Here is an 11,510-nt window from a genome sequence, read left to right as displayed (position 1 = left end):
CCCCGCCGCCCCCCCCCCCCCCCCCCGCCGGCCCGCCCCCCCCCCCCCCCCCCCCCCCCCCCCCCCCGACTCTACGAAATCGTCCCTCGTACCGCTCCAACCTTGAACCATCCATTCAGGCGGAAGTGCATCCCGCGCCGCTTGCCGCTAAATTGACGCCCATGTCCCTCGCCTCGACCCTGCTCCGCGTCGTGCTCATGCTCAGCCTGTTGCTCAACGGGTTGAACGCGGCCATGGCCAGCGGGCACGAGCAGATGGGCCGGATGGCGCACGCCATGGCCACCGCCGAGGCGGCCGAGGGCGATTGCCACCACCACGCCGGCATGAAGGCCGAGCCCGCCCCGCAGGCTCAAGCCCCGGCCCACGACGCCCACTGCCAGATCAAGGACTGCGTGCGCAGCTGCGCCCAGCACCCGCTGCTGGCCGTGCAGCCGCAGCCGTTCCTGGCCGGCCCGGCGCTGTCGCTGGCCCCGCAGCCGATGCCCGGTGCTGGCCGCCCGGCACCGCCTCTGCCGCCCATCTCACGCCCTCCCATCGGCTGATTCCACGCGTACCGCTGCCGGCCACCTGCCGGCGCCTTCCCGTGTCTGGAGTCACCCATGAATACCCGCATTCCCCCCGGCCCGGGCGGCCTGCCCATGCCGTCGCGTCGCCTGTTCGTACAGGGCCTGGCCGCTGGCGGCGTCGTCGCCGGCGCCACCGCCATCGGTGTGCCGCAGCGCGCGCTTGCCGCAGCCAGCGCTACCCCGCGCCTGGCCGGCGCACCGGCCGTGCTCACCGATACCCGCGTCGAACTGGCCATCGGCGAGTCGCTGGCCAACTTCACCGGCCGCACCCGCCCGGCGATCACCGTCAACGGCTCGCTTCCCGCGCCCATCCTGCGCTGGCGCGAAGGCCAGACCGTGGACCTGTTCGTGCGCAACACGCTCGAGCGCCACCCCACCTCCATCCACTGGCACGGCATCCTGCTGCCGGCCAACATGGACGGCGTGCCCGGGCTCAGCTTCAACGGCATCGGCCCCGGCGAGACCTACCACTACCACTTCCAGCTGAAGCAGTCGGGCACCTACTGGTACCACAGCCATTCGATGTTCCAGGAGCAGGCCGGCCTGTACGGCGCGCTCATCATCGACCCGGCCGAACCGGCGCCGTACCACCACGACCGCGAGCACGTGATCCTGCTCTCGGACTGGACGGACATGGACCCGGGCGCGCTGTTCCGGCGCATGAAGAAGCTCGCCGAGCACGACAACTACTACAAGCGCACCCTGCCCGACTTCGTGCGCGACGTGCGCCGCGATGGCTGGTCGGCCGCCGTGGCCGACCGTGGCATGTGGGGCCGGATGCGGATGACGCCCACCGATATCTCCGACGTCAACGCCCACACCTACACCTACCTGATGAACGGCACGGCCCCGGCCGGCAACTGGACCGGCTTGTTCCGCAGCGGCGAGAAGGTGCTGCTGCGCTTCATCAACGGCGCCTCGATGACCTACTTCGACGTGCGCATTCCCGGCCTGAAGATGACCGTGGTCGCCGCCGACGGCCAGTACATCCATCCGGTCAGCATCGATGAGTTCCGCATCGCCCCGGCCGAGACCTATGACGTGCTGGTGGAACCGACCGGCCAGGATGCCTTCACCATTTTCTGCCAGGACATGGGACGCACCGGCTTCGCCGCCGGCACCCTGGCCGTGCGCCATGGCCTGCAGGCACCGGTACCGCAGCGCGATCCGCGCCCGCTGCTGACGATGAGCGACATGGGCCATGACATGGGCGGCCACGATATGGGCGGCCACGCTGGCCACGACATGGCCGCGATGAAGAGCATGGAAGGCGGCTGCGGTGCCAGCATGGGCCATGGCGCTCACGGCGATGCATCCGCCAGCAAGGCACCCAAGCACCCCGCCAGCGAACGCAACAACCCGCTGGTGGACATGCAGAGCTCGGCCAGCGAACCGAAGCTGGATGACCCCGGCATCGGCCTGCGCGACAACGGGCGACAGGTGCTGACCTACGGCGCCATGCACAGCCTGTTCGAAGATCCCGATGGCCGCGAACCCAGCCGCGAGATCGAGCTGCACCTGACCGGGCACATGGAGAAGTTCGCCTGGTCGTTCGACGGCATCCCCTTCGCCAGCGCCGAACCGCTGCGGCTGAACTACGGCGAGCGCATGCGCATCGTGCTGGTCAACGACACCATGATGCAGCACCCGATCCACCTGCACGGCGTGTGGAGCGACGTGGAAAACGCACAGGGCGAATTCCAGGTGCGCAAGCACACCGTGGACATGCCGCCGGGCACCCGCCGCAGCTACCGCGTGCGCGCCGATGCGCTCGGCCGCTGGGCCTACCACTGCCATCTGCTGTACCACATGGAAGCGGGGATGATGCGCGAAGTGAGGATCGAAGAATGAGCCGTCACCTCTCCCGCAGCCTGCTGGCCCTGGGCCTGGCCACTGCCCTGCCCGCGTTCGCGCAGTCGCATGACGCGCATGCCGGCCATGACATGGCCGCGCCCGCAAAGGCGCCGGTCGACCATTCGAAGATGGACCACTCGAAGATGGATCATTCGAGCATGAACCACGGCGCGATGGATCACTCGCAGATGGATCATTCCACGATGGACCATTCGGCAATGGGCCACGAGATGCCCCTGCCCGCGCCGAGTGAACCGCGCGAACCCATCCCGGTGCCCACCGACGCCGACCGCGCCGCCGCCTTCCCGCCCATCGACCACGGCGCCATGCAGCACGCGCCGGAGATCAACAGCCTGCTGCTGATCGATCGCCTGGAACACTGGGATGGCCGGAACGGAAATGGCCAGGCCTGGGAAGCCACCGGCTGGATCGGCGGCAACATCAACCGCCTGTGGCTGCGCAGCGATGGCGAGCGCAGTGGCAGCCGCACCGAGTCCTCCTCGCTGGAAGCGCTGTACGGCCGCAGCGTGTCGCCGTGGTGGGACGTGCTGGTCGGTGTGCGCCAGGATTTCCGCCCCGCCGATTCGCGCACCTGGGCCGCCCTCGGCATCCAGGGCCTGGCACCGTACAAGTTCGAAAGCTCGGCCACGCTCTATTTCGGGGCCGGCGGGCAGGTGCTGGCCAAGGCCGAAGTGGAATACGAGGTGCTGCTGACCAATCGGCTGATCCTGCAGCCGGTGGTGGAAGCCACGCTGGCGGCCAAGGACGAACCGGAATACGGCATCGGCCGCGGCCTGAACAAGGTCGAGACCGGCCTGCGCCTGCGCTACGAGTTCAGCCGCCGCTTCGCGCCGTACATCGGCATCAGCCACGAGCGCAGTTTCGGCGATGCCGCCGACGCTGCCGGTGACCACGCGCGCGATACGCGCTGGGTGGCCGGTGTCCGCATGTGGTTCTGAAGCACGACAGGGCCCCGGCAATCGCCGGGGCCCGCTACACTGCGCCGCGTTCCATTCCGCACATTGCCATGCCCCTGCAGATCCGCCGCGCCACCCTGGCCGACGCCGAAGCGCTTTCGGCCATCGCCATCGCCACCTACACCGAAACCTGGGGCGACTCGTATCCGCCGCAGGAGCTGGACGTGTTCCTGCAGGAGCACTACGGCATCGTGCCGCAGCGCGAGGAACTGTCCGACGAGCGCAGCGCGGTCTGGCTGCTGCTGGATGGCGCGGAAGTGGTGGGCTATCTGGCCGCCGGTGCCAACACCCTGCCGCATGCCGAGGCACGCGAAGGCGACATCGAACTGAAGCGGCTGTACATCCTGGCCGCGCACCAGAACGGCGGGCATGGCGCACGACTGATGGACGCGTTCATCGCCTGGCTGGACCAGCCACAGCGCCGCACCCTGTGGGTGGGCGTGTGGGAGGAGAACTTCGCGGCACAGCGCTTCTACGCGCGTTATGGCTGCGAAAAGGCCGGCGAGTACGATTTCATCGTCGGCAGCACGCGCGACCGCGAGTTCATCCTGCGCCGACCGTAGCCCCGTAGAGTCGAGCTTGCTCGACTGGCTCTTGCCGTTCTGTAGAGTCGAGCCATGCTCGACTGCTGCCGGCAACAGCCAGTCGAGCATGGCTCGACTCTACAAACAGCGTTAGAAGTCGAACAGCTCCGACAGGAAGCTTTCCTTCTTCTTTTTCTTGTAACCCTGCCCGTACTGCCCACGGTGTTCATCCTGGCGCTGGCCAAGATGACGGGTATCGCGATGCATCACCGGCGGCGGCGCCACCTGCGGTGCGGCCTGCACCGGTGCCGGCGGCGGCACGGCAGCCCCCGCGCGCTCGATGATCTTGTCCAGTTCACCGCGGTCCAGCCACACGCCGCGGCAGCCCGGGCAGTAGTCGATCTCGATGCCATGGCGCTCGGCCATCTGCAGGGTCTGGGTGGTACACACGGGGCACTGCATCGGCGTCGCTCCTGTTGGTCAGCCTTCGACTGTACCTGTACGTCGATGACTGTCCGGCAACATGACCGATGGCACAGGGACTAACGGCGCGTGCCCGCACACGGCCGGCCGCACACACTGCGGCTTCATCCCGCACGGACTGCGCGCATGCTCCGGACGTCCCGCCTGCCCACCGCCGTGCGCCTGCTGCTGGTGCTGCTCGGCGTCGGCCTCGGCCTGAACCTGCGTGACCTCAGCGCCGCCGTCGGCCTGCCCATCCCGGCGTTGCCCATGCCCTACGGCGGCAGCCTGCTCGATAACGCCTTGGCCGTACTGGTGGCAGTGCTGCTTGCCGCCTTGCTGCGCCCCCGCGGCGTGGGTCTGGCCGCCAGCCTCGGCCTGCGCTGGAACGGCGCCAGCGGACCGGCCTGGGTGCTGCTGGCCAGCCTGCCGTGCTGGCTGGGCCTGGCCATGCTGGGGTCGCCCAACACCGCACTGACCACGCTGGACGCCAGCATGCTGGCCGTCCTGTTCCCCTTGGCCGAGGAAGTGCTGTTCCGTGGCCTCGGCTTCGTGCTGCTGGTGAAGATCGTGCGCGGCCCGTGGCCCCTGCTGGCGCTGCCGCAGGCGCTGCTGTTCGGCATGGTGCACTGGCTGGGCTTCGGCGGCTTCGAGGGCGGCGGCGTGGCCCTGTTCGTCGGCGCGGTCATCGCCCTGGGCGGGTTCATCTTCGCCTGGCTCGACCATCTGGACGGCGACACCCTGTGGGGCGGCCTGGCCCTGCATGTGTCGATGAACCTGGCCTGGAACGTGTTCAGCCTCGACGATGCAGTCGCCCTGGGCTGGCAGGCCACCACCCTCCGCATCGGCACAGCGCTGCTCGCCGTTGTCGTATTAGGCCTGCATGTGCGCCGAAAGCGTGCTGTAACGCCGCCTTAGCCCACCCTGCACGCGGGTATCACCCCACGGTCGAGCATACTTGCGCGCCTTTTCACCTTTGTTGTCCGGAGTTGTCGCGTCATGTTGCTGTCCAAGCGCCACGTTGAGCCCCGCGTCCTGCTGATCGAGGACGCCGAGGAAACCCGCGAGCTGAGCCGCATGGCGCTGGAGAGCCAGGCCTGCCACGTGGTGGGCGTGAGCTCGGCCGAAGCCGCGCTGGGCCTGCTCGCCGCCGGTGAGCGCTTCGACCTGCTGTTCACCGACGTCAACCTGGGCCGGGTCAGCGGCATCGATGCCGCCAACCACGTGCGCGGCCTGTACCCGCAGCTGCCGATCCTGGTCACCTCAGGCATGGACCAGCACGCGGTGCTGCCTCAGCTGCGTGATGGCATCCACTTCCTGCCCAAGCCGTACAACATGAGCGAGCTGCTGGATGCCATCCGGCTGTGCTTCCGCCACGCCGATGCCGGCGTGCTGACCGGCCCGGACGCGCAGGCGGCCTGAAACAGTCATCCACGCGTGGCGTGGATCTACCTCATTGCCCAGTAGATCCACGCCATGCGTGGATGAAACCTGCAATCAACCACCGGTGTACGGCCCCTCACCCGGCATCACCTCCAGCAACGCGCGGGTGATCACCCGCGGGTAGACCGTCAGATGGTCCTCACCCTCGATCACCACGTTATCCACCTGCAGCTTGCGGCCACTGCGCTGCAGCTGCGCAGTGAAGTCCGCGGACTGCCGCAGCATGTCGTTGCCGGTTGAATAGCGCGGCCCCGGCTTGACGGTTTCGTAGCTGCCCACCGACAACAGCACGCGGGTCGGCTGTGCCGGAATGACGGCACTGTCCTGCATGCGCGGCAGCAACAGCTGGTCGAACCACAGCGAAGGGCTGGACAGGATGTAGGTACTGAACAGGTCCGGCTGGGTGGTCAGCACGTAGGCGCCAAACAGTGCGCCATAGGAATGGCCTGCGAACGCTCGTCGTGCCGGATCGGTGCGGTAACGCGCATCGATCATCGGCAGCACCTCTGCGGCCAGGAAGTCGCGGTAATGCGCGGCCCCGCCGTAGGTGACGTCATCACTGTAGTAGCCATCAGGCTTCCGCACGGGATTGCTGGGCGTGTAATCGCGCGAACGGCTCTGCTTGGAGGTCAGCCCTTCCTGCGGCGGCAGGCCGACCAGGATGAAGTTCTCGATGTTGACGCCCTGCTGGCCCACCAGGTTACGCACGCTGCGCACCAGCGGAAAGCTGTACAGCGCGTCGGTCACGTACAGCACCAGATAGCGCTTCTCTGGATGGGCCGCATAGTCGGCCGGCAAGGCAACCCAGATCGGGTAATCGCGGCCGACCGGGTCGTGAACGCGCAGCGCTTCGGTATCGGGCAGCACCACGCCCGGCGTGGCGGTGGCTGTTGCCGTGCCCTGCTTCGGCGTGTCCTGCGCCGCCGGTGGTGCCACCGACATCGCGCACCCGGCCAGTGCCAGGCACATCACCGCACTCCATCCACGTCCGTGCTTCATCCGCGATTCTCCTGTGGTCGTCGGCGCTATCAAGGCTGGGCCGGCGGGTGGGCCGGGAACAGCGTGCGCAGCGCCTGCAGCGCCGCCGGGTGGTAGACCGTGCCGTGGGTTTCCTGCGGGAACGGCTGGTAGTCAACCTGCAGCGACGGCGACGCGCCTTGCAGCAGCTCGCTCAGTTGCTGCGTGGTCTGCGCCAACTCCGGCTGTCCGCTGCTGGCCAGGAACACGCGCGGCCTGGCCTTGGCCACTGCCGGCAGCAGCTTCGGTGCCGAGGCCAGCAGCGCGCCCTTGTTCCACCACAGGCTCGGGTCCAGCGCGATATAGCTGTTGAACAGCGTCGGTTCCTGCAGCAGGGTTTCGACCACGAACAGGCCCGCCAGCGATTCGCCGATCAACGCGCGCTCGTCGGTGGTCGGGTAGCGCTGTCGCACCTGCGGCATCAGTTCGTCACGCAGGAAGGCGCGATAGGCGGCCGAACCACCGATGCGCGGTGCGATCTTCTGATCCTCCGGGTCGCCGCTGGGGCCGGTCATGTCGCGGCGGCGCTCGGTGTTCTCGATGCCAACCAGCAGGAACGGACGCATGCTGTCGTTGCCGCTCAGCACCTGCACCAGACCGGCCACGTGCAGGAAGTCCTCGCCGATGCCACCGTCGGGCATGTACAGCACCGGCAGCGGCATCTTCGGGTCCAGGCCCCAGGGTTGCGGGCGGTACACGTTGATGCGGCGGGTTTCGCCCAGCGCTTTTGATTCGATGGTGAAGGTCTCGCCGATCACCAGCGGGCTGGCGGGTGCAGCCTGCGTGTTCGGCGCCGGTTCGGCAGCCATCAGCGGTGTGGCGGAGACGGCGGACAACAACAGCGACAGCACGATCAAGCGCATGGAGCGACCCATCCTGGGAAAGAAGCCGAGCATAGCGCCATGTCGCGTGCGTTGGCGCTGCGTGATGCTTGAACTGCATCGGGGAATGACCGCGCGCACGGGTGCTACCCTGCATGGCCCCCCTACAAGGAGTTGGTACATGGGCGCATTCAGCATCTGGCATTGGATCATCGTTCTGGCGGTCATCCTCATTCCCATCGGCATCGTGGCCGCGATCGTCGCGATTGCCCGCAAAAAGTAGATCCACGCCGTGCGTGGATGACCTGACCGCTCGACGACTTCCGTCGATCCACGCCATGCGTGGACGCCCTGACCGCGCAATGACGTCTGTTGACCCATACCATGCGTGGACGGTCTGACGACGCGATGACTTCTGTAGAGCCGAGCCCACGCTCGGCTGCTCTTTGCGCGAGTGGGAGGCCCATGCACAACCCTCCTCGACCCTGTCGCATACGCACAAAAAATCAGGCCGCAGGCTCGCCCGCCCAGCCGCCATCCAAAGAAATAGTGAAGCCAGCTTTACAAGCGCCGCCTCACAACAGATGGCTCACGCAGTGCTATTCACGACATTTACCAACGTGATCCACCAAGCAGTGCAGCAGATGCGTCGCATGCTGTCGTTTGCAGCGTCAGACACGCCTGCGACACTCTCCCTGTGCGCGTGGACCTCGCAGGTCTTTCGGAAAAGTCCGATTGAATTCCAGGCGCGGGCGTAACCAACATGCCGCGCCACCGACAACGGGTGGCACCGGGCCTGCAAGCCCGTAGTGACATTCACGCTGTTGTTTACGCTCGCCCGTCGGCACCGTTCTCGAATGGTGCCGGCGGGTGATCCGTCGGCCTTTATGGCGGGCGGTGCGTGGGGGTTTTCGGACCCGCCGGTTAATAGCGTGATGTCATCCGGACTTGCAGCCATGCACCGTCCGCCACCCGCATCCGCGCGGTGGCGTTACCGCCCTGGATCCGAGGAAATCGAGATGAACCGACGTCCACCCCATGCTCCCTACCCCACCAGCAACAGCGGCAACGATGATGGCGACAATCCCACGCCCGACCTGAGCACGTTCTGGGGATGCCTCAAACGCATCCGCGATGGCGACGGCGCGGATGGCCTGCTCTGGCCGGAAACCACCCTGCCGCCGGGCCGCGAACAGGCCATGGCCCGCGTAGAACGCGCAGCCGTTGGCATGCTCACCGTGGCGGAAATGCTGCACGCCGCCGAACGCTGCCGGCTGATGGCCACACCCGATCGGCATCTGGACGAAGGCGTGGTCGATGGCCTGTTCATGGCGTGCCGTGGGCTGGCCGAACTGGTATGCCGGGAAGTGCGGCCGGAGTAACTGCATCGTCATCGAGTACCGGCCCATCCCTGGGCCGGACCGATGTAAAGTCGCGTGGTACTTACAAGGAGGTTCGCATGTTGAATGCACTGATCATCGCTGCGCTGGCCGCAGGCCCAGCCGCATCCGCGCCGTATGCCGATTGCCTGCTGGGCAACATCCAGCCCGGCCTGACGGATCGCACCGTGCAGCTGGTGCAGCAGGCCTGCGCCGCAAAGCACCCCGACAGCTTCGTTGCTGCGATGGAAATGGAGCGCCAGTTCGGCAACCAGCGGCGGGCGCAGATCGATGCGGAGCGTGCTGCAGCAGAGCGTTCTGCCAATGCTGCCGCGAATGCAGCGGCGATTGCCGCGCAGGCAGCAGCAGATCATGAGGCGGCGCGGGCCAAGGGTGCCGACGCGAAGTAGGCCACGCTACATCGGTGATCAAGCAGGCCAGATTGGTCCGCGCCATGATGATCGTGCGGACTTCATGGCGCGCGTTGATCTGATAGTGATCGGCGTTGCGCAGCGGATTGTCGCGCAACGCTGAAGCCTGGCGCGGGCTCAGCCCGCCGAGCAGGCGACGTCCATCACCGCGGCATTCAGTGTGCCCGGATGCACCGGCACAGGATCGAGCGGCCTGGGTTCGCCCCCGAGATACTCGTTGTCTGCGCTGAGTTCCAGACTCGAGAGATGGGCCACGGTGTGCTTCTTGCAGTCATAGCGCGATCGGATATCCATGTATCGGGTCCTCGGGTGAACCTTGAGATCGTCGGGTACGGTATCAAGCACCTGGCGGATCGACAGCGTGACCGTGTCACCCTCACGGCGCAGCTTCTGCTGCCTGTCGATATAGGTCTTGGATGACGCACTGTTGCCCAGGTAGTACCAGCGCTCTGGTGATTTGACGCCGTCTGCTCGTTCTGATGCCGGCGTACCTGCATTCCCCTGGGTTGCGCCTGCTTTTTCGGCTGCCTGGACCGAAGTACTTCCCAGAGCCACGGTGGCAAGAAGGATGGCGCCAACGCGCTTCAATTCAACAAACATCATGTAATTACTGCTCCTTGCTACGACATGGGGGGGGCAAGTATGCCGTTCGACCGAGCCTCGATTTCCACTCTTGCCTGAATAGGTTGCCCTTCAACTTCGCAGCGAGGCTTGATCACGCTGCGCAAAGGCAGGACAGCGCCCGCATTGCATCTGGGCTACGCTCTGCCTCAGTGCTGGTCCAGGGAGAACGTGCGGAGCTGCCGCTCGGCCGTCTTGATGTCCTTCGGGTTCGCGCCCGAACGCGCCGGTTGCGGGCCGGCGAGCAGGGCGCCGCCGTCGGACACTTCATAGATCAGAAACGGCAGCGCGCTGAACGCCGCCTCCGGTTGCTTGCGCGCCTCGGCCGTCCACTGCTCGTAGAGATTCTTCGACAGCGCGAGCAGGTAACGCTTGCCGGGAACGAGAGCGACTTCGGACGACACCTCCATCAGCAGGCCGTCCGGCATGAGCCCGGATTTGCGCGCGAGGTACACCGTGTCTCCCGGCGCGCGCGAACCCTTCAACGAGTCGACGACGGTCAGCGGAATCGCCGACAGGAAACCGTCCAAACGGGTTCGCCCTTGCACGGCCGGCCCGGCGGTGGCGATCACGACCGTGTCGGCCATCGCCATTTGCTCGCCGGGCGAGGCCGTGCCCGAGAAAAATCTGCGCACGAGCTCGAACAGATCCACATCGCGTTTGCGATAGGCCGATACATCAGCGGCCGTGAAGCCCAGCGCCGCCAGATCGATCGCGGCCTCGCGCGTCGCGGCCTGCCGCTGCTCGACGCTCAAGTCGATGACGTGGCCGGTGGCGTCGCGCAATGGCGCCGGCGGTCGCGCGTCGCCCGTCGCGACCAAGGCCTCGTACGCGCCTTGGCGATCGCGCCGGGACAGGGCTTGTATGCGTTTTTGCTGGTGCGACTGCGCTTGCGCAAGTTCGTTAGCCGGCGCGGCCGAGACGGCGGCCGGGAGCGAGACGGCCGCGCCGCTCAACAGCGCCAGGAAAACCAAAGTTCGTTGCATGTCACTTTCTCCTTGCGAGGTGTTCGTCCGTACCGTGGACTGGGGTCGCTGTACTGAACCGGCGGCCGGACCGCGTCGGCGGTCCTTCGTTCGAAGCGAGGCCCCGTTCATGAAGGGCGTGGGCGTTCGACCGTGCCTCCGGCGAATATAGCCCGGGACGTTCTCACCCGTGTCGGAGTTTTCCTAGGCGGCAGATCGACCCATCGATGCTGCTGCAGGGGGATGTTTGAGCACCAGCAACACGAGCATGAAGGCAGGGGAGCCGGTGGTCGGCGACACATTGCGCGCCATGCGAGATACAGCGCGCGCCGGCGGCACGGTACCGGCCGAGCAGGTTGGTGAGTGGTTCCAGGCAATCCGGGATCAGCTGTATGCGGAGCAGCGGCCAGTGCGCCTGGAGGCGTGCGCGTCTGGCTCCCCATACTGGAT

General features: G+C 66.8%; 13 protein-coding genes. 8 read left to right on the top strand and 5 right to left on the bottom strand.

The annotated features are described in order from the left end of the window. Positions 1-161: 161 nt before the first annotated feature. From IAE56_RS02110 to IAE56_RS02095, 4 genes are all read left to right on the top strand, one after another. Complete coding sequence (locus IAE56_RS02110) at positions 162-542, top strand: CopL family metal-binding regulatory protein (protein WP_200751285.1); 381 nt, start codon at positions 162-164, stop codon at positions 540-542. 57 nt (positions 543-599) lie between these two features. Then, on the top strand, positions 600-2,417 hold the full coding sequence (locus IAE56_RS02105; RefSeq protein WP_200751284.1) for a copper resistance system multicopper oxidase: 1,818 nt from the start codon (positions 600-602) through the stop codon (positions 2,415-2,417). After that, positions 2,414-3,379, top strand: a complete 966-nt coding sequence (locus IAE56_RS02100; RefSeq protein ID WP_200751283.1) for a copper resistance protein B — start codon at positions 2,414-2,416, stop codon at positions 3,377-3,379. Before IAE56_RS02105 ends, IAE56_RS02100 begins: the two co-directional genes overlap by 4 nt. A gap of 68 nt (positions 3,380-3,447) precedes the next feature. Continuing rightward, positions 3,448-3,960, top strand: a complete 513-nt coding sequence (locus IAE56_RS02095; protein WP_200751282.1) for a GNAT family N-acetyltransferase — start codon at positions 3,448-3,450, stop codon at positions 3,958-3,960. Between the two features lie 111 nt (positions 3,961-4,071). Here the strand turns inward: IAE56_RS02095 and IAE56_RS02090 are convergent, their stop codons facing one another. After that, on the bottom strand, positions 4,072-4,383 hold the full coding sequence (locus IAE56_RS02090; protein WP_200751281.1) for a zf-TFIIB domain-containing protein: 312 nt from the start codon (positions 4,381-4,383) through the stop codon (positions 4,072-4,074). A gap of 147 nt (positions 4,384-4,530) precedes the next feature. On the opposite strand from IAE56_RS02090, the gene IAE56_RS02085 reads away from it, so the two are divergent. Further along, positions 4,531-5,301, top strand: coding sequence for a CPBP family glutamic-type intramembrane protease (locus IAE56_RS02085; protein WP_200751280.1), 771 nt, complete (start codon positions 4,531-4,533; stop codon positions 5,299-5,301). Positions 5,302-5,382: 81 nt separating this feature from the next. Continuing rightward, the gene (locus IAE56_RS02080) at positions 5,383-5,805 is read left to right on the top strand and encodes a response regulator (protein ID WP_200751279.1); all 423 of its coding nucleotides are present in this window, start codon (positions 5,383-5,385) and stop codon (positions 5,803-5,805) included. Between the two features lie 75 nt (positions 5,806-5,880). Here IAE56_RS02080 and IAE56_RS02075 read toward each other — a convergent pair whose 3' ends face one another. Both IAE56_RS02075 and IAE56_RS02070 read right to left on the bottom strand, forming a co-directional pair. Further along, on the bottom strand, positions 5,881-6,825 hold the full coding sequence (locus IAE56_RS02075; protein WP_200751278.1) for an alpha/beta hydrolase-fold protein: 945 nt from the start codon (positions 6,823-6,825) through the stop codon (positions 5,881-5,883). A 29-nt stretch (positions 6,826-6,854) separates the two neighbouring features. Further along, complete coding sequence (locus tag IAE56_RS02070; RefSeq protein ID WP_200751277.1) at positions 6,855-7,706, bottom strand: alpha/beta hydrolase-fold protein; 852 nt, start codon at positions 7,704-7,706, stop codon at positions 6,855-6,857. A 767-nt stretch (positions 7,707-8,473) separates the two neighbouring features. Between IAE56_RS02070 and IAE56_RS21265 the strand changes: the two genes are divergently transcribed. Together IAE56_RS21265 and IAE56_RS02060 are read left to right on the top strand one after the other, a co-directional pair. Further along, positions 8,474-9,046, top strand: coding sequence for a hypothetical protein (locus IAE56_RS21265; protein ID WP_325167156.1), 573 nt, complete (start codon positions 8,474-8,476; stop codon positions 9,044-9,046). 77 nt (positions 9,047-9,123) lie between these two features. Further along, positions 9,124-9,453 carry a hypothetical protein gene (locus IAE56_RS02060; RefSeq protein ID WP_200751276.1) on the top strand — a complete coding sequence of 110 codons (330 nt, stop codon included), beginning with the start codon at positions 9,124-9,126 and terminating at the stop codon, positions 9,451-9,453. Positions 9,454-9,591: 138 nt separating this feature from the next. Here IAE56_RS02060 and IAE56_RS02055 read toward each other — a convergent pair whose 3' ends face one another. Together IAE56_RS02055 and IAE56_RS02050 are read right to left on the bottom strand one after the other, a co-directional pair. Continuing rightward, the gene (locus IAE56_RS02055; RefSeq protein ID WP_200751275.1) at positions 9,592-10,077 is read right to left on the bottom strand and encodes a surface-adhesin E family protein; all 486 of its coding nucleotides are present in this window, start codon (positions 10,075-10,077) and stop codon (positions 9,592-9,594) included. A 167-nt stretch (positions 10,078-10,244) separates the two neighbouring features. Continuing rightward, positions 10,245-11,081, bottom strand: coding sequence for a hypothetical protein (locus IAE56_RS02050; RefSeq protein ID WP_200751274.1), 837 nt, complete (start codon positions 11,079-11,081; stop codon positions 10,245-10,247). Positions 11,082-11,510 lie beyond the last annotated feature (429 nt).

It is taken from the genome of Stenotrophomonas sp. S41 (assembly GCF_016624625.1).
Taxonomy (GTDB): domain Bacteria; phylum Pseudomonadota; class Gammaproteobacteria; order Xanthomonadales; family Xanthomonadaceae; genus Stenotrophomonas.
This window is presented reverse-complemented; position numbering and strand designations above follow the sequence as displayed.